At 60.0% G+C, this 24,175-nt stretch carries 17 protein-coding genes and 2 tRNA genes; 5 read left to right on the forward strand and 14 right to left on the reverse strand.

The genetic code is table 11. The features are described 5' to 3' along the window. Positions 1 to 3: 3 nt before the first annotated feature. Positions 4 to 4,650, forward strand: a complete 4,647-nt coding sequence (locus ACMYUN_RS11845) for an NEL-type E3 ubiquitin ligase domain-containing protein (protein WP_415763789.1) — start codon at positions 4 to 6, stop codon at positions 4,648 to 4,650. 38 nt (positions 4,651 to 4,688) lie between these two features. Here the strand turns inward: ACMYUN_RS11845 and dnaB are convergent, their stop codons facing one another. The 7 genes from dnaB to rnr form a co-directional block, all read right to left on the reverse strand. Then, positions 4,689 to 6,086, reverse strand: a complete 1,398-nt coding sequence (dnaB, locus tag ACMYUN_RS11850) for a replicative DNA helicase (protein ID WP_016771936.1) — start codon at positions 6,084 to 6,086, stop codon at positions 4,689 to 4,691. Positions 6,087 to 6,205: 119 nt separating this feature from the next. Then, the gene (rplI, locus tag ACMYUN_RS11855; protein WP_003221136.1) at positions 6,206 to 6,652 is read right to left on the reverse strand and encodes a 50S ribosomal protein L9; all 447 of its coding nucleotides are present in this window, start codon (positions 6,650 to 6,652) and stop codon (positions 6,206 to 6,208) included. A gap of 18 nt (positions 6,653 to 6,670) precedes the next feature. Further along, entirely contained in the window at positions 6,671 to 7,564 is an 894-nt protein-coding gene (locus ACMYUN_RS11860; protein WP_415763790.1) for a hypothetical protein, read from the reverse strand. Between the two features lie 36 nt (positions 7,565 to 7,600). Continuing rightward, positions 7,601 to 7,831: a 30S ribosomal protein S18 gene (rpsR, locus tag ACMYUN_RS11865; protein ID WP_002551829.1), complete on the reverse strand. Its 231-nt coding sequence runs from the start codon at positions 7,829 to 7,831 to the stop codon at positions 7,601 to 7,603. 29 nt (positions 7,832 to 7,860) lie between these two features. Further along, on the reverse strand, positions 7,861 to 8,283 hold the full coding sequence (rpsF, locus tag ACMYUN_RS11870; RefSeq protein ID WP_016771938.1) for a 30S ribosomal protein S6: 423 nt from the start codon (positions 8,281 to 8,283) through the stop codon (positions 7,861 to 7,863). Positions 8,284 to 8,556: 273 nt separating this feature from the next. Further along, the gene (gene rlmB / locus ACMYUN_RS11875; protein WP_039756866.1) at positions 8,557 to 9,327 is read right to left on the reverse strand and encodes a 23S rRNA (guanosine(2251)-2'-O)-methyltransferase RlmB; all 771 of its coding nucleotides are present in this window, start codon (positions 9,325 to 9,327) and stop codon (positions 8,557 to 8,559) included. Next, the gene (gene rnr, locus ACMYUN_RS11880) at positions 9,324 to 11,954 is read right to left on the reverse strand and encodes a ribonuclease R (protein ID WP_039756865.1); all 2,631 of its coding nucleotides are present in this window, start codon (positions 11,952 to 11,954) and stop codon (positions 9,324 to 9,326) included. The genes rlmB and rnr overlap by 4 nt, the downstream gene beginning before the upstream one ends. Positions 11,955 to 12,179: 225 nt before the next feature. On the opposite strand from rnr, the gene ACMYUN_RS11885 reads away from it, so the two are divergent. From ACMYUN_RS11885 to ACMYUN_RS11900, 4 genes are all read left to right on the forward strand, one after another. Next, positions 12,180 to 12,266 (forward strand) — tRNA-Leu (locus ACMYUN_RS11885). Positions 12,267 to 12,446: 180 nt separating this feature from the next. After that, positions 12,447 to 12,533, forward strand: a tRNA-Leu gene (locus ACMYUN_RS11890). A gap of 311 nt (positions 12,534 to 12,844) precedes the next feature. Continuing rightward, on the forward strand, positions 12,845 to 13,855 hold the full coding sequence (locus ACMYUN_RS11895; RefSeq protein ID WP_016771941.1) for an extracellular solute-binding protein: 1,011 nt from the start codon (positions 12,845 to 12,847) through the stop codon (positions 13,853 to 13,855). Next, positions 13,855 to 15,420 (forward strand): ABC transporter permease, encoded by a 1,566-nt coding sequence (locus ACMYUN_RS11900; protein WP_129998181.1) that lies wholly within the window; start codon positions 13,855 to 13,857, stop codon positions 15,418 to 15,420. The genes ACMYUN_RS11895 and ACMYUN_RS11900 overlap by 1 nt, the downstream gene beginning before the upstream one ends. A gap of 91 nt (positions 15,421 to 15,511) precedes the next feature. Here ACMYUN_RS11900 and ACMYUN_RS11905 read toward each other — a convergent pair whose 3' ends face one another. The 7 genes from ACMYUN_RS11905 to hfq all read right to left on the reverse strand — a co-directional run bounded on the left by ACMYUN_RS11905 (position 15,512) and on the right by hfq (position 24,143). Further along, on the reverse strand, positions 15,512 to 17,446 hold the full coding sequence (locus ACMYUN_RS11905) for a methyl-accepting chemotaxis protein (RefSeq protein ID WP_415763791.1): 1,935 nt from the start codon (positions 17,444 to 17,446) through the stop codon (positions 15,512 to 15,514). Between the two features lie 139 nt (positions 17,447 to 17,585). After that, positions 17,586 to 18,875, reverse strand: a complete 1,290-nt coding sequence (locus tag ACMYUN_RS11910) for an adenylosuccinate synthase (RefSeq protein ID WP_039756860.1) — start codon at positions 18,873 to 18,875, stop codon at positions 17,586 to 17,588. Positions 18,876 to 18,929: 54 nt separating this feature from the next. Continuing rightward, positions 18,930 to 20,117 carry an ATP phosphoribosyltransferase regulatory subunit gene (locus ACMYUN_RS11915; protein WP_016771944.1) on the reverse strand — a complete coding sequence of 396 codons (1,188 nt, stop codon included), beginning with the start codon at positions 20,115 to 20,117 and terminating at the stop codon, positions 18,930 to 18,932. 313 nt (positions 20,118 to 20,430) lie between these two features. After that, positions 20,431 to 21,300 carry a protease modulator HflC gene (gene hflC / locus ACMYUN_RS11920; RefSeq protein WP_039756857.1) on the reverse strand — a complete coding sequence of 290 codons (870 nt, stop codon included), beginning with the start codon at positions 21,298 to 21,300 and terminating at the stop codon, positions 20,431 to 20,433. Then, positions 21,300 to 22,466 carry an FtsH protease activity modulator HflK gene (gene hflK, locus ACMYUN_RS11925; protein WP_024011368.1) on the reverse strand — a complete coding sequence of 389 codons (1,167 nt, stop codon included), beginning with the start codon at positions 22,464 to 22,466 and terminating at the stop codon, positions 21,300 to 21,302. Before hflK ends, hflC begins: the two co-directional genes overlap by 1 nt. A 96-nt stretch (positions 22,467 to 22,562) precedes the next feature. Then, positions 22,563 to 23,864, reverse strand: a complete 1,302-nt coding sequence (gene hflX, locus ACMYUN_RS11930; RefSeq protein ID WP_129998184.1) for a ribosome rescue GTPase HflX — start codon at positions 23,862 to 23,864, stop codon at positions 22,563 to 22,565. Between the two features lie 12 nt (positions 23,865 to 23,876). Then, positions 23,877 to 24,143 carry an RNA chaperone Hfq gene (gene hfq / locus ACMYUN_RS11935; RefSeq protein ID WP_016771947.1) on the reverse strand — a complete coding sequence of 89 codons (267 nt, stop codon included), beginning with the start codon at positions 24,141 to 24,143 and terminating at the stop codon, positions 23,877 to 23,879. Positions 24,144 to 24,175: the final 32 nt, after the last annotated feature.

The following is a 24,175-nucleotide window of genomic DNA, read 5'->3' on the forward strand; positions in this document are numbered from 1 at the left end:
GACATGCCAATCAAAACACCGCTCAAAGGCACTACCCAGGTCGATGTCCATCTGCGACCGGGCACGCCAGTGGATTCGCCAGTGCTACGCCCCGACGTAACACTGCGGCCGGGCTTCGACACGGCAATCTCACTTGCAGCCCAGCCACGACCGGGCGGACCGACCGGCAACACGAATGCCGACGCAATCGCCCCGGCCCCCAGCGTCACAGTGCATTCCACTGCACAAGTAACGGAAAGAGCTGTGGTCGTCGCCCGGCCGCTGGAGGACTATCGGCTCACCTCGACGGCCGGCTTGCCCGCTGCGAACCTGGACGGCGTAATGCTGTTCAAGGGGCGTCAGTACATCGAGATGGCGGATGGCAGCTTCGTGCAGGTCGGCAAGGATGCGCAGAGCGGCCTGTGGCGGGCCAGGCTGGCGAGCGAATCGACGCCCTCTGGCCCCGTGATGCTGCGTGACCCCGATGGTGGACTCTGGCACGCAGTGGACGATTTGCAGCCGAAGACTTTCCCGCTGCCAGCGACGCGTTTGCAAGATTTCCGGACATTGCTGGATTTCAGCAGCGCTCGACACGACAGCGACGGCCTGTATCGCCATGACGGCCGGCTCTACGCGGTGATCGACAATCACAGCTATCAAGTACTGCACGACGTTGATGCTTCAACGCCCTGGACGCAGGTGATGCGCATCGTCCGGCCGGACGATCCGGTCGCCGTCGACAGCGATAATACGTATGTCGCGACACGTTCCGGCAGGTCGGAGCCGATTGTTTTCGATGCCCACGCAGGCTGGCTGGGCGCCGAAGTGGGCGGCACGGGTGGTATGAATCGCGGCGGCGATGACAACCCGGGGCGACGAAGTCTGCGCAGCCGGCTCTCGGCATTGTTCAACCCGCGCCCCACCGCGCAATCGCGGGCGAGAAAACTGTTTCCGGGCCTCAATGATGAAGACCTGGGCACGCTTCTGCGGGCGCAGGGTGACGACGTGCTCGAGTATCTGTCGCGACGTGAAAGCGAATACCAAACGCTCAAGGACAATCTGGCAGCGTGGGTCAAAACATCCGCTGCAGACAGCACTGACAAAACCCGAGTGGTAGCTGCGGAACGGAGCGCTACGGCGATCAGGCGCAGCTGGAAACGACAGACCGGCGACGGGCTCAGACTCGAACTGGGCAACGGTGTGCTTCCAGTATTGCTTGCTGATTTCAGCCATGTGCACGCACTGGAACTGGGCACCGTTAGCTGGTCGGCTGCCGCCGATGACTTTCTCAACGGTTTTACTGCGCTCAAACGCCTGACCATCGCCCGCTCCAGCCTGGATACGCTGCCTGCCAGCATCGATAAAATGCCTGGGCTGACCGAGCTGAACCTGACCAGTAACCGGCTTCGGCTTACGCAACAAACAGCGGCGCAACTGAGCGGACTGAGCCAACTTCAATACCTCAACCTGTCCCACAATCCATTGGACATAGCACCCGACTTCAGTGCGATGGGCGCACTCAGATCGGTGAGCCTGCGCGACACCCGACTCCAGCAATGGCCAAATGGGCTACAGAATCTGCAAGCCCCGGTAACCGTGGATTTGCGCGACAACCAACTGCACCAGATACCGGAGAAAATTCTCCACCCATCGAGCGATCAATCCCTGGCTAATGCTCGTGTCAACAGCGTGACGCTCATTGAAGGCAATCCGTTCCCGGCAGGCTATTGGCAAACTCTGGAGAAGTATTGGCAACGTGTGAACGTTGCGCACCCTCAGGCAGGCACTGGCGAACAGCCGAAGGCATTCCGGCTCGACGCCGCCGCCGCAGACATCGCCACGGTGCAACGAATGTATCCCGACAAAGATGCACAGGCGGCCAAGGAGTATCTGCTTGAGCTGGAAGAAAGGGCCCCGGGCGAATCATCCCGGCGCCTGGCGGAATTCGACCTGCTCGAAACGCAACTGGAGGCCTATATAACCGACAGTCAGACGGGTTCATCTACAACCGGCCCGGAAGTGATCAAAGCTCGGCGCATTGCCAGACTGATCCGAGGCTGCTGGCTGGGAGATTCGGACGGCGCGTTGAAATTGCATCAGGTGTATGCACAGCTCCCGGTCCTGACGGCGGATTTCAGCCACGTCAAGTTGCTCAGCCTAGACGCCGTGTCCTGGTCGGAGGCGGCCGACGCGTTTCTTGGCAAATTCCCGAATGTGGAACAGTTGAGCCTGACTTCCTGCAACATCGAAAAAATGCCGGCAGTCATTGCCAGGCTGCCGCGACTCAGCAGTCTGGATTTGCATGGAAACAAGATAAAACTCGATCAGCAAGGCGCCATTGCGCTGAGCGACCTGCACGCACTCAAGCACATCGATCTGAGCGACAATCCGCTTGAGACAATACCCGATTTCAGTGCCATGTCAGGTTTGCAGACACTGACTCTGAGAAGCACCGGAATCACCGAATGGCCCAATGGACTGCTCGACAAAACGGCTCTGACCTCGCTTGATTTACGTAACAATCATCTACGTGAAGTGCCGCAGGCCAACCTCCACCCGTTGCCGGATGACCTGCCGCGTATCGCACGGATCAATAACGGCACGCGGCTGGAAGGCAACGACTTCCCCTCAGCGTACTGGAGAAAGTTCGATGGTTACTGGCGCCGGCTGAAAGCCTCGCACCCTGACCTGATAGCCCCCACCCACCCCGCCGCGTTCGACAGCGAAAACTCGCGAGCACAGCGCTATCGAAATCTATACCCGGGCAAGAGCATCCAGACGTGCCGCGAATATATCTGGAATCATGAAAAGGCGAGTATCGCGCCCCGGCTGTTGGCGCTGGAGCAAGAGTTCGCGGTACTGAAGGGCCAGCTCGATGACTGGGTTTTTTCGGGCGGCAACAATCGTCAGCGCTACATTCGAGCCAACCAACTGCAGCTCAACGCCCAGACCCGCAGTGACCGCAACGAAGCACGGGATCGAATCCTCAGTTGCTGGCGCCGGGAAACACCGCAAAAACGCGCCTACGACAATAGCGAAATCGGTCTGGAGCTCGACCTCAGCGGCCTGACGTTGCCGACCCTGCCGGACCTGAGCATCGACTTCAGCCACGTAGGTTCGCTCAAACTGAACAATATGAACCTCACCGAGTCGCCGGAAGGCTTTCTCACACGCTTTCGCCATCTGCGCTGGCTGAACATGGCCAACAATCGGCTCAGGGATCTGCCGCCGGCGGTGGGAGAGATGCATGGCATGACACGCTTGTTCCTGCAGGGCAATCAGCTTGAACTCACTGCCGAAACGGCGCAGATACTCGCCGGGCGCACGACTCTCAGAGCCTTATGGATGCAGGACAATCCACAGTTGGGCGTGGTGCCGGATTTCAGCCTGATCACAGACATTCGCGAGGTCGATCTGTCCAACACTGGCATCGACAGATGGCCGACAGGCCTTTTCGATCAACCACAACTGGGCAAGATTACCCTCGGCAACAATCGGATCACCACACTTCCGGACTTTGTCGTCGCCCCTCCAGCAGAACGGCTGGCGCACTCGGTACAGGTCAACAGCGGCACACGGATAAACAATAATCCGTTGAGCGATACGACGCATGAACGGCTGCGTCTTTACAGTGAGCGCCTGGCCGCCGCCGGCACCCCGCTTCAACACCGTTTGAACCTGCTGACCACGGCTCGCCCCGTTTCACGAATACAGGTGCCCATCGAGAATCCGGTGGCGCTGAACCCGCGATGGGTCGCCGGGCTGTCGCCACAACAGGCGGCAACGAGAATCGCCCAAATGAACACCCTGAGGGCACAGGAAGGCTCGGATGGCTTTTTCAACATCATCGCCGGCCTCGCCCATCATCAGGACTTCCGACGGCAGGCCTGGGACGTAATCGAGGTCATCAGCGAAAACAACCCGCAATCGCGCGCCCTGCGCAGAGAACTCTTCGACCGCGCCTGCGAAGCGGGTTGCACGGATCTGGCAGCCGCGACCTTCACCGACCTGCAAGTGCTTGCCATGACCCACAAGGCCCGGGTGAAAGCACGTGAGGACGGTAATGGCACGCCTCTGGTGGAATTGTCCAAAGGGTTGTTTCGACTCAAGCAAGTAGATGACATCGCTGCCGCGCAGGTCGCCGCAAGCAGGGCTATTGCCGATAATCCGCAGATAGCGGCGGGCGAGCGTAACCGCCATCGCCTGCGCATACGCGACCCGCATGAGATGACCATGGCGTATCGCTTCGGTCTCAAGGACCGGCTGCAATTGCCGTTTCAGCCGCAGACGTTGTCGTTCATCGGCATGGCTGACGTCACAACAGAGATGCTTGAGCTGGCATATCGGAAAGTTGTCGCGACGAACGACTCGCCGGAGGAGGTCCAGGCATTGGTTGCGACAGACTTCTGGCAGGATTTCATTACGTACAAATACTCGCCCCAGTTCGACGCGGCCCGCCAGCCCTATCAGGAGAAACAGGCGGAGCTGTCCGCGCAGTTTTCCAACAAAACCCTGACTCAGGCCCAGTACGACACGCAAACTGACGACCTCACCGCACAGTTGGCAATCAGCGAAGCGACGCTGATTCAGGCACTGACCCGACAAGAGTTGCAGCCAGACGCCCCAGTAGCGGTCCCTGCAGTCAGCGACGCGACAGCCGGGGCCAACTGAAACTGGCCCCGTCAGCAGACCGGCGATCCGGTCTGCTGTTACTCGTCGTCGTCGAAGTTGTAACTGCCCGGCGCGAGGTTTTCGAAGCGCGTGTACTTGCCGATGAACGCCAGCCGGATAAAACCGATCGGACCGTTACGCTGCTTGCCGATGATGATTTCAGCAATGCCTTTGTGCTCGGTTTCCGGGTGATACACCTCGTCGCGGTAAACGAACATGATCACGTCGGCGTCCTGCTCGATCGCTCCGGATTCGCGCAAGTCGGAGTTCACCGGGCGCTTGTTCGGGCGTTGTTCGAGGGAGCGGTTGAGCTGCGACAGGGCCACTACCGGGCAATTGAATTCCTTGGCCAGGGCTTTCAGCGATCGCGAAATCTCGGAAATCTCGTTGGTACGGTTGTCACCGCTGGATCCGGGAATCTGCATCAGTTGCAGGTAGTCGATCATGATCAGGCCGACATCGCCGTGCTCACGCACCAGACGCCGGGTGCGCGCGCGCATCTCCGAAGGGCTGATACCGGCGGTGTCATCGATGAACAGTTTGCGATCATTGAGCAGGTTGACCGCCGAAGTCAGGCGCGGCCAGTCATCGTCTTCGAGCTGGCCGGAACGCACCTTGGTCTGGTCAATACGGCCGAGCGAAGAAAGCATACGCATGATCAGCGATTCGCCTGGCATCTCGAGGGAGTAAACCAGTACAGCCTTCTCGCTGCGCAATACGGCGTTTTCCACCAGGTTCATCGCGAAGGTGGTTTTACCCATCGACGGACGGCCGGCGACGATGATCAGGTCGGACGGTTGCAAGCCGCTGGTCTTCTCGTCGAGGTCGGTGTAGCCGGTGGACAGGCCGGTGATCGCGTCGGCGGTGTTGAACAACGTATCGATGCGGTCGATGGCCTTGGTCAGCAACTCATTGACGCCCACCGGGCCGCCGGTCTTCGGCCGCGCCTCGGCGATCTGGAAGATCTGGCGTTCGGCTTCATCGAGAATCTCTTCAGCGGTACGGCCTTCGGGGTTGAAGGCGCTGTCGGCGATCTCGGTGCTGATACCGATCAGTTGGCGCAACGTCGCGCGCTGGCGGACGATCTGCGCATAGGCCTTGATGTTGGCGACGGACGGGGTGTTTTTTGCCAGTTCGCCAAGATAGCCGAGGCCGCCGACTTGCGACGTCTGGCCTTCCTTGTCGAGTTGTTCGGCAAGGGTCACGACGTCGATCGGCGAGTTCTGATCGGCCAGCTTGGCGATCGCGCGGAAGATCAGGCGGTGGTCATGTCGATAGAAATCGCCGTCGGAGACTTGATCGAGCACGCGTTCCCAGGCGTTGTTGTCCAGCATCAGACCACCGAGTACAGCCTGTTCAGCCTCGATGGAATGCGGCGGCACCTTCAGGGCAGCGGTTTGCAGATCGTATTGCTCGGGAGCGGAGATATCGTTCATGGCCACTTGAGTATTAGTGAAAAGCAGGGAATTCAGAAAGACAAAGGGCACGACCTGTAAACAGGATCGTGCCCGATGTTAACCGCCTGACGGACAAGCCGCCAGCCGATCCGTGTTGCTTAAGCTGCTACCACGACAACGCGTACGGTGGCTTCAACTTCGGCGTGCAGGTGCACGGCCACGTCGAATTCACCCACGTTGCGGATGGTGCCGTTCGGCAGACGAACTTCGCTCTTCTGCACTTCAACGCCGGAGGCGGTCAGTGCGTCAGCGATGTCGTGAGTACCGATCGAACCGAACAGCTTGCCTTCGTCGCCAGCGGTGGCAGTGATGGTCACTTCCAGCTCGGCCAGTTGGGCAGCACGGCTTTCAGCCGATGCCTTACGGTCTGCGGCGGCTTTTTCCAGCTCGGCGCGACGCTCTTCGAACGCAGCCAGGTTGGCAGCGGTCGCAGCGGTAGCCTTGCCGAAAGGCAGCAGGTAGTTACGGCCGTAACCGGCCTTAACGTTTACTTTGTCGCCCAGGTTGCCCAGGTTGGCGATTTTTTCCAGAAGGATCAGTTGCATGTGAAAATCCTCTAACTTTTAACCTTCACCGTTCGCGCTGTCGGTGTCTTTCGACACGTGACGACCGCGAAAATCAATCAGGCTGTCGACAATGGCCAGAACCACGAGCAACGGATAGATCAGCTGCATGAACAACAGCAGCGTGACGTACAACCCCACCAGCCAGAAACCGGCCAGTCGCTTCTGCCCGACCAGCCCGTGAATCAGGGCCAGCCCGGCGAACACCAGCGGTACACTGCACAACGGCGTCAACATGGCCATCTGTGCACCGAGATTCGGGCCCAGAAGCATCAACGCCAGCAGTAACATCGCCGGCCCCAGCGGGATGCGGATGGCGCGAAACTCGCGACCGAAACCACCCGGGTTGTACAACAACGCCTGCCAATGCCGCCCGACAATCAGGCTCAGCACGCTGACGATCTGCAACAAGGCCGCAATCAGTCCGGTCAGGACCGGTGCAATCAGGGACGCGAAACGCGCTTGCTCATCGACCAACAATTGCTTGTAAGTCTCACCGAGGAGCGCCGGCATGACCTTTATAAGGGCCTGTGCAAGCATCTCGATCTGGGCCGCAAACGCGACCCCGAGCACCACTGAAAACACCACTCCGATCACTACGCTGACCAGCAGCGTGCGGACCCAGGATTCGCTTGCGCGCAAAACCAACGCAAGCCCCGAAGACCCCAGCAGCACCAGAAGTGCCCGTGGGTCGTCGGCATACAGCCACCAGATCAATGCCGGCAGCAGTCCCAGTGACAGAACGCCAAGGGCGTCCGTCAATCCGCGCCGCAGCAGCACAAGGCTCCCGGCGGCAGCACCCAACCAATACAACAACGGCAATGTTGCACATCCGGCCACCACGAGAGTGGCCTGCATTCGGCCTCGCATGATGAACTCAGCTAAGGCGCGCATGCATTCAATCCTTTGCTACTTGTCGACTGCCCGGTCTCAGCGGCCGTGGCTGTCGGTGTAGGCCAGCAGGGCCAGGAAGCGGGCGCGCTTGATAGCGGTGGCCAGCTGACGCTGATAACGAGCTTTGGTACCGGTGATGCGGCTTGGAACGATTTTGCCGGTCTCGGATACGTAGGCTTTCAGAGTGTTGAGATCTTTGTAGTCGATCTCTTTCACGTCTTCAGCGGTGAAGCGGCAGAATTTACGACGACGGAAGAAACGTGCCATTTGATAGGCTCCTTAATAAGGTCCGTGGATTACTCGTCAGCGTTATCGCTGTTGTCGCTGTCATCACTGTCGGTGCCTTCGGCGCCTTCGTGCTCAGGACGGTCGCGACGCTCACGGCGCTCACTGCGGTTTTCTTCAGCCTTGAGCATCTCGGACTGGCCGGTAACGGCTTCGTCGCGACGGATGACCAGGTTACGGATCACTGCATCGTTGTAGCGGAAGTTGTCTTCCAGCTCGGCCAGGGCCTTGCCAGTGCACTCAACGTTCAGCATCACGTAGTGAGCCTTGTGAACATTGTTGATTGCGTAGGCCAGTTGACGACGGCCCCAGTCTTCCAGACGGTGGATTTTGCCGCCGTCTTCTTCGATCAGCTTGGTGTAACGCTCAACCATGCCGCCGACTTGCTCGCTCTGATCCGGGTGGACCAGAAAGATGATTTCGTAATGACGCATGAATGCTCCTTACGGGTTGTAGCCTGCCGCTCAAAAACGGTCAGACAAGGAGTGAATGACACTTATGGACTTGCTGGCGCGGGGCACATGCGTGCCTGCCGTCACAGCAAGGGGCGCAATTGTAGAGAAGGGACTGCGGGGGCGCAAGGCAATTGGTGAATAAATGAACAGCAGCTATGAGCTACAAGCCTCAAGCTGCAAGCGGACCGCTTCTGACTTGAGGCTTGCAGCTTGCAGCTTGCAGCTTGCAGCTTGCAGCTTGCAGCTTGCAGCTTATAGCTTGCGCGAAGCGCTGGCCTTGGCCTTCGCGCCGCGCTGGCGCTGGGCTTCGAACAGGCACACGCCGGTGGCGACCGAGACGTTGAGGCTGCTGACGCTACCGGCCATCGGCAGGTTCACCAGATAGTCGCAGTGCTCGCGGGTCAGGCGGCGCATGCCTTTGCCTTCGGCGCCCATGATCAGAATGGTCGGGCCGGTCAGGTCCTGGTCATAAATGCTGACCTCGGCTTCACCGGCTGTACCGACAACCCACAGGCCGCGCTGCTGGAGTTTTTCCAGCGTGCGCGCCAGGTTGGTCACGGCCACCAGCGGAATCACTTCCGCGGCGCCGCAGGCGACTTTACGCACCACCGGAGTCAGCGTGGCCGACTTGTCCTTCGGCACGATCACCGCCAGCGCACCGGCCGCATCGGCCGAACGCAGGCAGGCGCCGAGGTTGTGCGGATCGGTCACGCCGTCGAGCACCAGCAGCAGCGGCGCGCCTTCGGTGCGATCGAGCAACTCGTCGAGCATTGCTTCGCCCCAGACCTGGCTCGGACTGACTTCCGCGACCACGCCCTGATGCACGCCCTCAACCCAGGCGTCCATTTCGCGACGCTCGGCCTGGCCGACCTGAACCCGGTTTTCGTTGGCCAGTTCGACCAGCGTCTGCACGCGCGGATCATTGCGGCTTTCCGCCAGCCAGATTTGTTTGACGCGCTTGGGATGGTGACGCAGCAACGCTTCTACCGCGTGAACGCCGTAGATTTTTTCCAACTGACTCATGACTTCGCCTTCGGTTTACGCGCCCCGCCACTTTTGGCTGGAGCGGAACCCGCTTTTGGCGGGCCCTTACGGTGCTTGCTCGGTTTGGCTGGCTTGCCGTCGGTCGCCCTGTCAGGCGCCGACCGCCCGGTCTTTCCCCCGGACGCCGCTTTACCACCGCTTTTCGCATCGGCCAACAAGGCCTTCTTCAATTCACGGCTTTTACGCAGCTCGGCGTTTTTCGCCACGGCATCGCTCGGGCGATAGGCTTCGGCAACCTTTTCCTTGGCCGGACGACGGCTGGCGGTTTTCGCTGGAGCCTTTTCTTCCGCAACCTTGGCAGCAGGCGCAGCGGTTTCGGCGCCCCGCTTCTTGCGGCCGATCGGCGCGCTGATGGTTTTTTCTGCCATCTCGAAGTCGATCTTGCGCTCGTCGAGGTCGACGCGCATGACGCGTACTTCAACGGTGTCGCCAAGACGGAAACTGCGGCCGGTGCGCTCGCCCGCGAGGCGGTGATGCACAGGGTCGAAATGGTAGTAATCACCCGGCAGCGCGGTGACGTGCACCAGGCCTTCGACGTAGATGTCGGTCAGCTCGACGAACAGACCGAAGCCGGTCACCGCGGTGATCACGCCCGGGAACGACTCGCCGACGCGATCCTTCATGAATTCGCACTTCAGCCAGTTCACCACATCACGGGTCGCTTCGTCGGCGCGGCGTTCGCTCATCGAGCACTGCTCGCCGAGCTGCTCCAGCGCTGCTTCGTCGTACGGATAGATGCGTGCCTTCGGAATGGTCATCGCACCGGCACGACGAACGTGCGGGGTGTCCTGCTTGGAATGAATCACGCTGCGGATCGCGCGGTGCGTGAGCAGGTCCGGGTACCGACGGATGGGCGAGGTGAAGTGGGTATAGGCTTCGTAATTCAGGCCGAAGTGACCGTCGTTCTCAGCGCTGTACACCGCTTGGCTCAACGAACGCAGCATTACGGTCTGGATCAGGTGGAAATCCGGACGATCCTTGATGCTCGCGAGCAAAGCCTGATAATCCTTCGGCGACGGACCGTCCTTGCCTTTGTGCAGGGACAGGCCGAGCTCACCCAGGAACGCGCGCAGTTTTTCCAGACGCTCCGGCGGCGGGCCGGCGTGAACGCGATACAACGCAGGAATTTCGTGCTTCTTGAGGAATTCGGCAGTGGCCACGTTGGCGGCCAGCATGCATTCCTCGATCAGCTTGTGCGCATCGTTGCGCACGGTCGGACGAATTTCGGCAATCTTGCGCTCGGAGCCGAAGATGATCCGGGTCTCCTGAGTTTCGAAATCGATCGCGCCACGTACGTGGCGTGCGGCCAGCAATACTTTGTACAACGCGTACAGCTGCTTGAGATGCGGCACGACGTCGGTGTACTCACCGCGCAATTTGCGCGCTTCGGTAGCCTTCGGCGTTTCCAGCATCGCGCTGACCTTGTTGTAGGTCAGACGGGCATGGGAATGGATCACCGCCTCATAGAAGCAGTAGTCGGTCATTTCGCCGGACTTGGAGATGGTCATCTCGCAAACCATGGCCAGACGGTCGACTTGCGGGTTCAGCGAGCACAGACCGTTGGACAGTTGCTCTGGCAGCATCGGAATCACGCGCTCGGGGAAGTACACCGAGTTGCCGCGAACCTGAGCTTCGTTGTCCAGCGCCGAGCCGATCTTCACGTAGCTGGAGACGTCGGCAATCGCCACGTACAACTTCCAGCCACCGGAGAACAGGCGCAGCTTGCCCGGTTTGGCTTCGCAGTAGACCGCGTCGTCGAAGTCGCGGGCATCTTCGCCGTCGATGGTGACGAACGGCAGATGGCGCAGGTCGATGCGCTTCTCTTTGTCTTTTTCTTCAACTTCCGGCTTGAGCTTGGCAGCTTCTTTCACAACCGCTTCAGGCCAGACGTGCGGAATGTCATAAGTGCGCAGGGCAACATCGATTTCCATGCCCGGCGCCATGTAGTTGCCGACCACTTCGACCACATCGCCTTGCGGCTGGAAGCGCGGCGTTGGCCAGTGAGTGATTTTCACCTCGACGAACTGACCGATCTGCGCATTGGCGTTACGGCCCGGAGTGACCAGCACTTCCTGCTGGATCTTCGGATTGTCGGCAACGACGAAACCGATGCCGCCTTCTTCGAAGTAGCGGCCGACGATGGTTTCGTGAGCGCGGGACACCACTTCGACGATCACGCCTTCACGGCGACCACGACGGTCGAGACCGGAAACCCGGGCCAGCGCACGGTCACCATCGAACACCAGACGCATTTGCGCCGGGCTCATGAACAGGTCGTCGCTGCCGTCGTCCGGCACCAGGAAGCCGAAGCCGTCGCGGTGACCGCTGATGCGGCCGAGGATCAGGTCGAGCTTGTCTACCGGCGCGTAAGTACCACGGCGGGTATAGATCAATTGAGCGTCGCGCTCCATGGCGCGCAAGCGGCGGCGCAGGGCCTCGATCTGGTCTTCTGTAGTCAGACCAAACTCTTCGACCAGTTGCTCGCGGGCAGCAGGCGAACCCCGATCGGCGAGGTGCGCCAGGATCAGTTCGCGGCTGGGAATAGGGTTTTCGTATTTTTCCGCTTCACGAGCGGCCTCGGGATCGAGGGACTGCCAATCGGCCATTAGAGAGTTTTCACCTTGTCTATATGCGGGTTAGTTTGGCATAGGCGTCGGGAAACGGGAAATTTCCGCTTCTATAAGGCTTTGCAAGGCCCTGTATCGACGCTCCGATACCGTTTTGAACGCCGCTGGTAAAAAAATTCAGTTTTTTCTACAGCAGGGGTTTACAGTTAAAAAAGCGCTCCGTATAGTGCGCGCCATCGACGACGCACAAGCGCTTTCGATGATGCCCAGGTGGTGAAATTGGTAGACACGCCAGCTTCAGGTGCTGGTGACCTTACGGTCGTGGAAGTTCGAGTCTTCTCCTGGGCACCAATTTCGAGTTTGAGACTAGATCAGTTTCAAGACTCACACAAAACCCGCGAAAGCGGGTTTTTTGCATTTGCGGGAAAGCTTTTGTTCGCACTGATTTATTAAAACCAAATCAGGGGTTTACAGATCAAAAAGGCCTCCGTATAGTGCGCCACATCAACAGCGGCAACGCTTGCGATGATTGCCCAGATGGTGAAATTGGTAGACACGCCAGCTTCAGGTGCTGGTGACCTTACGGTCGTGGAAGTTCGAGTCTTCTTCTGGGCACCAATTCAAATTCAAGGTTCAGGCCTTGGATTTCACAAAAACCCGCGAAAGCGGGTTTTTGCGTTTCTGGCTTCCTGAATTCCCGCAGGTCTTGTAGGAGCGTGTAGGAGCTGACGAGTGCAACGAGGCTGCGATCTCTTGATCTTGCTTTTGCCCTTCTCGACTAAACGCAAGATCAAAAGATCGTCCGAACGCGGCCCGAGCCTTCGGCAGCTCCAACACAATCGCCAGTCGCCCCACAAGGCGCACTTGAGAAACAATATCGTTTATCATTGTTGCAAGTTTTTGCAATGCGACAGTGAGGAACCCTGCGAATGACGTTTCGAAATACCCTGCGCCGAGGCCTGACCTTCACCCTCCTCGGCCTGGCGCTCGCCACTCCCCTCACCCAGGCTGCCGATGCGGTTTCCCTGACTCTCTACAACGGCCAGCACAAGGAAGTCGGCGACGCGATTGCCAAGGCTTTTGAAGCCAAGACCGGCATCCACGTCAACGTGCGCAAAGGCAGCAGCAACCAGCTCGCCAGCCAGATTATCGAAGAAGGCGATCGCTCCCCCGCCGATGTGATCTACACCGAAGAGTCGCCGCCGCTGAACAACCTCGGCGAACAGGGGCTGCTGGCCAAGGCCGATGACGCGACACTGGCGGTTCTGCCAGAAAAGTATGTCGCCGCCAACGGCACCTGGATCGGCGTTACCGCCCGCGTACGCGTGGTCGCGTTCAACCCGAAACTGATCGACGAAAAAGACCTGCCGAAATCGGTGATGGAATTCTCCGAGCCGCAATGGCAAGGCAAGGTCGGTTTCGTGCCGACCAGTGGCGCCTTCCAGGAACAGGCCGTAGCGATCATCAAACTGCACGGTCGTGACGCTGCCGAAGAGTGGCTGACCGGTTTGCGCGCGTTCGGCAAAACCTACAGCAACAACATGGTCGCGCTCAAAGCCGTGGAGAACGGCGAAGTCGCTACCGTGCTGGTGAACAATTACTACTGGTTCGCCCTGCAACGCGAAAAAGGCAAGCTCGACTCCAAGCTGCATTATTTCACCGGGGGCGACGCTGGCGGCCTGATCACCGTGTCCAGCGCTGCCGTGCTGAAATCCAGCAAACATCCAAAAGAAGCCCAGCAATTCCTCGCCTTCATGGCCAGCGAAGAAGGTCAGCGCGTGATCACCCAGACCACCGCCGAGTACCCGCTGCACAAAGGCATGGAATCGGATCGCGGCCTCAAGCCGTTCAGCGAACTGGAAGCGCCGAATGTCACTCCGGCGGATCTGGGCAATGCTGAAGAAGCGCTGGAGCTGGAACGCGAAGTTGGCCTGAACTGATGACAGCATCGTTATCGGCCCCCGCCGCGCGCGGGGGTTACGTACCAAGACGCAGACGCCCGTCGATCTGGCTGGTGCTGCCGGTATTGCTACTGGTGGTACTCAGCCTGTTGCCACTGGCCTACGTCGGGGCGAAAGCCTGGCAGGCCGGCTGGGCCGAGGCGCTGCACCTGTTGTGGCGCCCGTATGTGTTTGGCCTGTTGCGCAACACTTTGGCACTGATGGTCGGCGTGACGGTCACCTGTGGCGTGATCGGCCTATCACTGGCGTGGTTGCTGGAACGCAGCAATCTGCCGGGGCGGCGCCTGTGGGGCGTGATCCTGTGCCTGCCGTTTGCGGTGCCGGCGTTTGTCAGCAGCTTCACCTGGGTCTCGCTCAGCGCGCAATTCGAAGGACTCGGCGGGGCGATTCTGGTGATGAGCCTGTCGAAATATCCGCTGATCTTTCTGCCGGTTGCCGCCACCCTGCGCAATCTCGATCCCTCCCTCGAAGAATCCGCCCGCACGTTGGGACAGAATCGCTGGGGCGTGTTTTTCCGCGTCACCCTGCCGCTGCTGTGGCCATCGCTGCTGGCCGGTTCGCTGCTGATTGCCCTGCACATGCTGGTGGAATTCGGCGCGCTGTCGATCATTGGCCTGCAGACCTTCACCACGGCGATCTACCAGCAATTCGAACTGGAATTCAGCAATGCCAACGCCGCGATGCTTTCGGCGGTGTTGCTGGCGCTGTGTCTGCTGCTGTTGTGGCTGGAGCTGCGCGTGCGTGGCAAGGGCCGGCATGTGCGCACCGGCCAGGGCGCGGCGCGGCAAGCTGAACAAGTGCAGCTTGGGCCATGGGCGGCGGCAGGTCAGTTGTATTGCCTGTTGCTGGCGATTATCGGCAGCGGCATTCCGTTGGGGATGTTGGCCTACTGGCTGGCGGTCGGCTCATCGGCGGCGTTCCCGGTAGCGGCAATCAGCGAGGCACTGCTGTCATCGCTGGCATTGTCGTTGGGCGGCGCGGCGTTGTGTCTGGTTTTGGCAGTGCCGGTCGGGCTACTGGTGGTGCGCCACAAGGGCCAGTTGGCAATCTGGGCCGAACGCTTGCCGTATCTGCTGCACGCACTGCCGGGGCTGGTGATCGCGCTGACGCTGGTGTATTTCGCCTTGCATTACGTGCCGGTGCTGTATCAGACGTCGGGCTTGCTGCTGATCGCTTATGCGCTGCTGTTTCTGCCACTGGCGCAAGCGCCGATCCGTACCGCGCTGAACAAGGCTGCGCCGCAGCTGGAAGAAGCGGCGCGAACCTTGGGCGCATCGTCGTTCACCGCGTTTTGCCGGGTGACCTTGCCGATCATTTTCCCGGCATTGGGCGCGGCTTTTGCGCTAGTGTTTCTTGATGCGATGAAGGAATTGACGGCGACGTTGCTGCTCAGCCCAACCGGACTGAACACGCTGGCGACCGAGGTCTGGGCGCATACAGCGAATGTCGAGTTTGCCGCAGCGGCGCCTTATGCGGCGTTGTTGATTGTGGTCTCGGGGTTGCCGGTTTATCTGCTGACGACGCGGATGTATCTGAGCCGCTGATGATGCTTTCGCGAGCAGGCTCACTCCTACAGGGGAACGCATTCCAAATGTAGGAGTGAGCCTGCTCGCGATAGGGCCAGCCCAGCCAACATCAAGCGCGGAACTGCCCCAGGCTGGCTTTCAATTGCGCAGCCAGACCATCCAGCACCTTGCCACTGGCCGTGGTCTCCACCACTGCCTGCGCCGCTTTCTCGGCCTGTGCATGAATCGTCTCGACGCGCCCACGCACTGCCTGTGCGCCCTGCGCCTGATGCGCTGCTGCTTGCGTCGCCAGACCGATCGCCGCATGCACCTGCTCAACCGAAGCCTGCACCGACTGTTGCAACCGCGCGCTGTCGCGCAACACCAGCAAACCTTCGCTGGCCTGCCGTCCGGCCTGGCCGATCGCCTCGACCGCCTCACGCGCGCCCTGCTGCAGCGCAACAATGTGCGCCTGAATATCACCGGTGGAGCTTTGCGTCTTGCTCGCCAGCGCACGCACTTCGTCCGCGACCACGGCGAATCCCCGACCGGTCTCACCAGCGCGCGCCGCCTCGATCGCTGCGTTCAACGCCAGCAGATTGGTCTGCTCGGCGATACCGTGAATCACCGTCAGCACCACCTCAATCTGTTCGCTCTGCTGCGCCAGGCGCTCGATGACTTTCGCCCCGGTATCGACTTGCCCCGCCAGCGCTTCGATCAGGCCACCGACCTTCGCCGAGGTTCGGGTGTTTTCATCGGTGGCCTGGCGGATTTCCACGACTTGTTTGAGTGCCGCTTGCATGGCATGACTTTCCGATTGCGCTTCGTCAGCCATCTGCGAGAGCGCACGCAGGCTTTCTGCGACCTCATCACGCTGCATCCCGGCGGCCGCATCGGCGCCGGCATTGCGCAAAGTCATCGCGCCAATTTCCACGCCAGTGCGCTGAGCGACATCGCCCGCCTCGCGTACGATCGGCTGCAACTTGTCGACGAAGCGATTGACCGCTGAGGCCATATCACCGATCTCATCCTTGCTGTTGATCTGCACACGCTTGGTCAGGTCGCCCTCGCCCGCCGCCAGGTCGTCCATCGCCGTGTTGAGCATTTTCAGGCGATTGACTACGCGATGCCCCAACACTACGGCCAGCAACAGCAGCACGCCGCAACCGACCAGTGCCAGGCCGAGGCCGATACGCCAGCGCAGTGTCGTGGCAGCGTCTTGAACGGTTTGTGCGGTGTTGGCTTTCATTTCGCCAGCGGTGCCCTGCGCCGATTGCAGGCGCGCCTGCATTGCCTTGGCGCTGTCCGCCGCTGCGCCTTTGAGGCTGTCGCCGACCAATTGATCGCTGCTGGCAATCAGCGCGAGGAAGCGCTTGTCGAGCTCGGCCAGATCGGTTTCCACCGAGGCCGTGGAAACGCCCATCAGCACTTTGCCGATTTCCACGCCATTGGGATTGATCGAGGCTTCGAGGTAGTAAACCGAAGGATCGTTTTTCGCCGCATCCAGCACTTTATCCAGCGCACGCTCGCCCTGACCTTTTTCCAGCAAGGCCTTGTTGATCGGGTTTTCACGGTTGAGATAACGGGTCAGATGCTGGCCAGTGGCGTCGTCGTACACCACGAACAGCACGTTGGGATTGCGCTGAGCGCGACGAGCGAACTCCGACAGCGTCGGTACGTCACTGTCCCACATGGCGCGCGGCGCCACAGAGGCGAGTAACTGCGCCATGTCGTTGGCCGAGTCCTTGAGATCCTTTTCCAGCGTCGCCCGTAGTTGCGCCTGCTCTTCTTTGAGGCGGGCAGACAAACCGGCGGTCAGGCGCTGACGAGTGCTGGCTGACAAAGCATCAAGGCTTGAAGTGACTTCACGCCCGGCCTGCTCCAGTTCACCGGAGAGTTTCTGGCTGTCGGCACCCAGGCGCACAGCCAGATCGGCTTCCAGCGCCGTCACAGTGCTCCGCGTCAGGGCAACCGCCACCAACACCTGCACCAAAAGGGCGATACCAAGGGTAACGAACACCGGCCGCAACAAACGGCTTTGTAACAGTGAGAGAACGGCTGACACTTTAAATCCCTCTACTTCTGACGCCATTAATTTGATGGCACTCTTGTAGACAGATTCACAGCAAAGGTCATGCCGTCCAACAGGCATAAACGACAAAGGCCCCGATTAAGGGGCCTTTGTTTTTTACATCAACGACTTATCAAGCGAACGGATGACGCAGAACGATGGTTTCGTTGCGATCCGGGCCCGTCGAAATAATGTCGATCGGCGCGCCGATCAACTCTTCAACGCGTTTGATGTAGGCACGAGCATTGGCCGGCAGCTCTTCCAGGGTCTTGGCACCCACGGTCGATTCGCTCCAGCCCGGAACTTCTTCGTACACCGGCTGCAGACCGACGTAGCTATCAGCATCAGTCGGCGCAACGGCATTGCCCTGCGCGTCCTTGTAGCCGACGCAGATGTTGATGGTTTCCAGACCATCGAGTACGTCCAGCTTGGTCAGGCAGATGCCCGAGATGCTGTTCACGTCGATAGCGCGACGCAGGATGACGGCATCGAACCAGCCGCAACGACGGGCGCGGCCAGTGGTAGCGCCGAACTCGTGACCCTGCTTGGCCAGGTGCGCACCAACGTCATCGAACAGCTCGGTCGGGAACGGGCCGGAACCCACGCGAGTGGTGTAGGCCTTGGTGATGCCCAGGATGTAGTCGAGGAACATCGGACCCACGCCCGAACCGGTCGCCACGCCACCTGCGGTGGTGTTGGAGCTGGTCACGTACGGGTAGGTGCCGTGGTCGATGTCGAGCAACGAACCTTGCGCGCCTTCGAACATGATGTCCTTGCCGGCACGACGCAGGTCGTGCAGCTCGGCGGTCACGTCGAGCATCAGCGGCTTGAGCAGCTCAGCGTATTCCTTGCACTCGGCCAGGGTCTTTTCGAACTCGATGGCTGGCTCTTTGTAGTAACCGACCAGCATGAAGTTGTGGTAATCCACCAGTTCACGCAGCTTGTCTTCGAAGCGCGGCATGTTCAGCAGGTCGCCGACACGCAGCCCACGACGGGCAACCTTGTCTTCGTACGCCGGGCCGATGCCGCGACCGGTGGTACCGATCTTCAACTCGCCACGGGCCTTTTCACGAGCCTGGTCCAGCGCGACGTGGAAGGACAGGATCAGCGGGCAGGACGGGCTGATACGCAGGCGCTCGCGCACCGGTACGCCTTTCTCTTCCAGTTTGGTGATCTCGCGCAGCAGGGCGTCAGGTGCAACCACCACGCCGTTGCCGATCAGGCACTGTACGCCTTCGCGCAGCACGCCCGACGGAATCAGGTGCAAGACGGTTTTTTCACCGTCGATCACCAGCGTGTGACCCGCGTTGTGGCCACCCTGGTAGCGCACTACGGCGGCAGCATGTTCGGTCAGCAGATCAACGATCTTGCCTTTGCCCTCATCACCCCACTGGGTGCCCAGGACTACGACATTCTTACCCATAACACTTGTCCTCATTCGCGCAAACTTGGTGCCGGCGAAGGCCGGCAGGAAAACTCAAGAAGCCAGTGGCGATACTTGCCAAAGCCCGTTCTGCTGAATCAATTGCCGGTCGCAGTCCGCATCACGGGCGGCGGCCAAAGGTTGTCCAGGCAAGGCCTGAACGACACGCTGACCCTCACTGCGCAACTGGCAAACCTGCTGCCAGAGTGCCGCATCCGTACTGTCAGGCATCCAGATACCGCCAGACGGTAGCTCGATCTCAGCACGCCCCAGGGTCACCAGGGTTTTCAAATCGGTAGAGAAACCAGTCGCCGGACGGGCGCGACCGAAGTCGGCACCGATGTCATCGTAACGACCGCCCTGAGCGATGGACTGGCCAACGCCCGGCACGAACACCGCGAACACCACACCGGTGTGGTAGTGGTAGCCGCGCAACTCGCCGAGGTCGAAATACAGCGGCAGCTGCGGGAAGCGCACGGAAAGACGCTCGGCAATCGCCAGCAGATCTTCCAGCGCCGCCAGCACCGGCGCCGGCGCATTGGCCAGACGCTCGCGGGCAGCGCTCAACACTTCACGGCCGCCGCACAGATCAACCAGTGCGCGCAGCATGCCGGACAGATCGGCCGGCAGGCCTTCGGTCAGCGTAATCACTTCATCGATGGCCTTGCGCTGCAGGGCATCGAACAACTGTTGCTCGACTTCACCGGACAGACCGGCGGCGCGCGCCAGACCACGATAGATGCCGACATGGCCGAGGTCCATGTGCACATCCGGCACATCGGCCAGTTGCAGCATCGCCAGCATCAGGCTGATGACTTCGACGTCGCTGCTCGGGCTGGCGTCGCCGTACAGCTCGGCACCCAGCTGGATCGGGCTGCGCGAAGATGACAATGCCCGCGGTTGGGCGTGCAGCACGCTGCCGGCATAGCACAGACGGCTCGGACCTTCGCGACGTAGGGTGTGGGCATCGATGCGCGCGACCTGCGGCGTGATGTCGGCACGGAAACCCATCTGCCGGCCCGATTGCGGGTCGATGACCTTGAAGGTACGCAGATCCAGGTCCTGGCCCGCGCCGGTCAGCAGGGATTCCAGGTACTCGATATGGGGAGTCACGACAAACTCGTAACCCCAGCTCTGGAACAGATCCAACACCTGACGACGCGCGACTTCAATGCGCGCCGCCTCCGGTGGCAGTACTTCTTCGATGCCATCTGGCAGCAGCCAGCGGTCTACCGTTGCCATTACGCCATTCCCCTTTGATCCGGGCGGCCAGCACGAGGGCGAGCCTTGAGTGAAGCAGAAAATGACCGGGGCGTTCAAAACGCACGCGCATGAACGACGCAGCGAAAGGCCTGTTACCGGCTTCGCCCATCACTTTCCTCGAAAAACGCTCGGGCTGTTCAAACCCGATGCCTGCAACTAAAACAGCAATCAAACGTGCAGACGCAAAAAAGCCGGGAATTTCCCGGCTGCCGCATCATACACACGTTTTCCGAAAGGATCACCCCGCCCGAGGTTTTAGCCGCCGGGCGGAATGATTCAGGTCAACGCCGTATCAAGGCTTGGCTTTTTCCAGATAACGGAAGAAGTCGCTGCTTGGGTCGAGGACCATGACGTCGGACTTGTTCGCGAAGCTTTCGCGGTAGGCACGCAGGCTACGGTAGAAACCGTAGAACTCCTGATCCTGACCGTAGGCCTTGGAGTAGATCGCAGCAGCCTGGGCGTCACCGTCACCGCGAACCTCTTCGGATTCACGATAGGCTTCAGCCAGCAACACGCGGCGTTGACGATCGGCGTCGGCACGGATGCCTTCGGCCAACTCGTTACCCTTGGCGCGGTGCTCGCGAGCTTCACGCTCACGTTCGGTGCTCATACGCTCGAACACACTGCGGTTCACTTCTTTCGGCAGATCGATCGCCTTGACCCGGACATCGACCACTTCGATACCCAGCTCTTTTTCCGCCATCTTGTTCAGCGATGCAGTGATGTCAGCCATCAACGCATCACGCTCACCCGACACCACTTCGTGCAGGGTGCGCTTGCCGAACTGGTCACGCAGACCGGATTCCAGACGACGGGACAGACGTTCATCAGCGATCTGCTTCAGACCCGAAGTCGCGGTGTAGAAGCGCTCGGCATCTTTCACCCGCCACTTGGCGTAGGCATCGACCATCACGGCTTTCTTTTCCAGGGTCAGGAAGCGCTGCGTCGGTGCATCCAGCGTCAACAGACGCGCGTCAAATTTGCGCACCTGGTTGACGTACGGCACTTTCACATGCAGGCCCGGCTGGACATCGGCCTGAACCACACGACCGAATTGCAGCAGCACCGCGCGCTCGGTCTGAGCGACGATGTAGAAGCAATTCCAGCCCACCAGTACCACGACGACGCCAACGATCAGGGCGATCAGCGATTTATTGCTCATCAGCGGGTCTCCCTTGTACGCGTCTGCGGCACGTCGGTGACATGCGGCGTGACGTCCGTGTTGTTGCTGGCGGCCGAACCGGTCACCGGTGCATTACCCGAACTGTTCTGGATCATTTTGTCCAACGGCAGGTAGAGCAGATTGCTCTGGCCGTTCTTGTTGCCGGTCACGAGTACCTTGCTGGTATTGCTGAAGACTTCCTGCATGGTGTCCAGGTACAGACGCTCGCGGGTGACTTCAGGTGCCTTGCGATACTCGGCGACCAGCTTGGTGAAGCGATCGGCCTCACCCTTGGCGCGCGAGATGGTCTCGTCGCGGTAACCATTGGCATCTTCGATGATGCGCTGGGCCTGACCACGGGCTTCCGGCACCACGCCGTTGGCATAGGTCTCGGCCTGGTTGCGCGAACGCTGCTCGTCTTCACGGGCGCGGATCACGTCATCGAAGGCTTCCTGTACTTCACGCGGTGCCGCTGCGCTCTGTACGTTGACCTGGGTGACGGTGATACCGGTGCGATAGGTATCGAGGAAACGTTGCAGACGCTCCTTGATTTCGCTGGCCATCAATTCACGACCTTCGGTCAGCACCTGGTCCATGGCGGTGGAACCGACCACGTGACGCAGTGCACTTTCGGTCGCGTGCTGCAGACTGATTTCGGGCTGATCGACGTTCAGCACGAAGTCCTGCAGGTTGCTGATCTTGTACTGCACGGTCAGCGGCACTTCGACGATGTTCTCGTCTTCAGTCAGCATCTGGCCCTGCTTGGTGTACGCACGCTCACGCGTCACGTTCTCCATATACTTCTTGTCGATCGGCGGGAAATAGATGTTCAGGCCCGGGCCGACAGTCTCGTAGTACTTGCCGAAGCGCAGCACCACGGCCTGCTCCTGCTCGTCCACAACATAAACCGCGCTGTACAGCCAGACAGCCGCCAGCACCACCAGGCCGATGCCAAGCAGACCGCCGAAGCCGCCACTGCTGCGCCCCGACCCGCCGCCGTCATCACCGCGTTTCTTACCACCACCGAACAACCCGTTCAGGCTTTCCTGCAGCTTTCGGAAGGCCTCGTCGAGATCCGGTGGTCCCTTGCGGTCGCCGTTATTGCGGCGCTTGCCACCCCAGGGATCCTGATTATTCGAGTTGCCACCCGGCTCATTCCAAGCCATAGCGCTCTCCATCTGATAAAGCAAAGACGCACCCACGGCGCGCCGACCAATGCTACAGAATGCCTGCCGTTGCGGCACAACCGCTTTTTCAGGCTTTTATTGCAAAGTGTGTTGCTCGATGAATTCCATCGGCTGCAATCCTTCGCGGCTTACCAATCGATTCAGCTCGATCCGGGGCAAACGAACGGTCAGCAGGCTGACACCTTCTTCATCGTATTCTTCTTTCTGTACCGCCCCGAGCTCAAAGAACTGCGCACGCAGTCGAGCGAATCGTTGCGGCAAGCGCAAGGTGCCGACGAACAGATCGCTGCCGAGCAACTCGGCGATGGCCTGCTCAAGCAGTTCCAGACCGCTGCCATCACGCGCCGAGAGCCAGACCCGTTGCGGCTTGCCATCGGCATCGCGCTGGATCTGCGGCTCGACACCTTCGAGCAAATCGAGTTTGTTATAGACCTCGAGGATCGGCAAGTCCTGGGCACCAATCTCGCCCAGCACCACCATCACCTGCTCGATCTGCAACATGCGATCCGGTTCGGCTGCATCGATCACGTGCAACAGCAGGTCGGAATTGCTCGACTCTTCGAGCGTAGACCGAAATGCCTCGACCAGCTTGTGCGGCAGGTGACGAATGAAGCCCACGGTGTCGGCCAGGACAATCGGACCGAGGTCGTCAAGCTCCAGGCGGCGCAGGGTCGGGTCGAGTGTGGCGAACAGTTGGTCGGCCGCATACACGTCGGATTTCGTCACGTTGTTGAAGAGTGTCGATTTGCCAGCGTTGGTGTAACCCACCAGCGAAACGGTAGGAATGTCCGCACGGGATCGGCCACGGCGCGACTGCTCACGCTGACTGCGTACCTTCTCCAGCCGCCCCTTGATCTGGCGCAGGCGAACCCGCAGCAGGCGGCGGTCGGTTTCCAGCTGGGTTTCACCCGGGCCGCGCATACCGATACCGCCACCCTGACGCTCAAGGTGAGTCCAGCCGCGAACCAGCCGCGTGCTCATGTGGTCAAGCTGGGCCAGTTCGACCTGCAGCTTGCCCTCATGGGTACGTGCGCGCTGAGCGAAAATATCGAGAATCAGCCCGGTGCGATCGATCACGCGACACTCGAAAACACGTTCGAGGTTGCGTTCCTGACTGGGCGTAAGGATGTGATTGAAAATCACCAGATCGGCTTCTTCAGCCTTGACCAGGTCGCGCAGTTCCTCGACCTTGCCGCTGCCGATCAGATATTTGGCGGTTGGCCGATGACGCGGCACGTTAAAAAACGCGACGGTCTCGGCGCCAGCCGAATTTGCCAACTCCTGAAACTCCTGCGGATCTTCGCGCGCCTCAGGGTCCTGTCCATCCAAGTGAACGAGGATGACTCGTTCACCACCACCGTGGCGCTCAAAGAACAAAGGAGACTCCTATCAGGCGTTACCCGGCGCTGCATCGGCATCGCCCTGTTCGTTTTCGGTTGCGCTAGGCAGACGAATTGGACGAACCGGCACGACGGTCGAGATAGCGTGTTTGTAGACCATCTGGCTGACGGTGTTTTTCAGCAGGATCACGAACTGGTCGAACGACTCGATCGTCCCTTGCAGCTTGATACCGTTGACCAGGTAGATGGAAACCCCGACTTTCTCTTTACGTAAAGTGTTCAGGTAAGGGTCTTGTAGCGAATGCCCTTTTGACATGTGCCGCACTCCTTTAAGGATTCAATAATAAA

Source organism: Pseudomonas sp. CP4, from assembly GCF_047758505.1.
Classification (GTDB): Bacteria; Pseudomonadota; Gammaproteobacteria; order Pseudomonadales; family Pseudomonadaceae; genus Aquipseudomonas; species Aquipseudomonas fluorescens_AO.

Coding starts and splice junctions, on each gene's coding strand:
- ACMYUN_RS11845 (WP_415763789.1), top strand. CDS start 4: ATGCCAATCAAAACACCGCTCAAAGGCACTACCCAGGTCGATGTCCAT.
- rnr (WP_039756865.1), bottom strand. CDS start 11,954: ATGGCCGATTGGCAGTCCCTCGATCCCGAGGCCGCTCGTGAAGCGGAA.
- rlmB (WP_039756866.1), bottom strand. CDS start 9,327: ATGAGTCAGTTGGAAAAAATCTACGGCGTTCACGCGGTAGAAGCGTTG.
- hflC (WP_039756857.1), bottom strand. CDS start 21,300: ATGAGCAATAAATCGCTGATCGCCCTGATCGTTGGCGTCGTCGTGGTA.
- ACMYUN_RS11915 (WP_016771944.1), bottom strand. CDS start 20,117: ATGGCAACGGTAGACCGCTGGCTGCTGCCAGATGGCATCGAAGAAGTA.
- rpsR (WP_002551829.1), bottom strand. CDS start 7,831: ATGGCACGTTTCTTCCGTCGTCGTAAATTCTGCCGCTTCACCGCTGAA.
- rplI (WP_003221136.1), bottom strand. CDS start 6,652: ATGCAACTGATCCTTCTGGAAAAAATCGCCAACCTGGGCAACCTGGGC.
- hfq (WP_016771947.1), bottom strand. CDS start 24,143: ATGTCAAAAGGGCATTCGCTACAAGACCCTTACCTGAACACTTTACGT.
- dnaB (WP_016771936.1), bottom strand. CDS start 6,086: ATGAACGATATCTCCGCTCCCGAGCAATACGATCTGCAAACCGCTGCC.
- ACMYUN_RS11900 (WP_129998181.1), top strand. CDS start 13,855: ATGACAGCATCGTTATCGGCCCCCGCCGCGCGCGGGGGTTACGTACCA.
- ACMYUN_RS11895 (WP_016771941.1), top strand. CDS start 12,845: ATGACGTTTCGAAATACCCTGCGCCGAGGCCTGACCTTCACCCTCCTC.
- ACMYUN_RS11910 (WP_039756860.1), bottom strand. CDS start 18,875: ATGGGTAAGAATGTCGTAGTCCTGGGCACCCAGTGGGGTGATGAGGGC.
- hflK (WP_024011368.1), bottom strand. CDS start 22,466: ATGGCTTGGAATGAGCCGGGTGGCAACTCGAATAATCAGGATCCCTGG.
- ACMYUN_RS11860 (WP_415763790.1), bottom strand. CDS start 7,564: ATGCGCGCCTTAGCTGAGTTCATCATGCGAGGCCGAATGCAGGCCACT.
- rpsF (WP_016771938.1), bottom strand. CDS start 8,283: ATGCGTCATTACGAAATCATCTTTCTGGTCCACCCGGATCAGAGCGAG.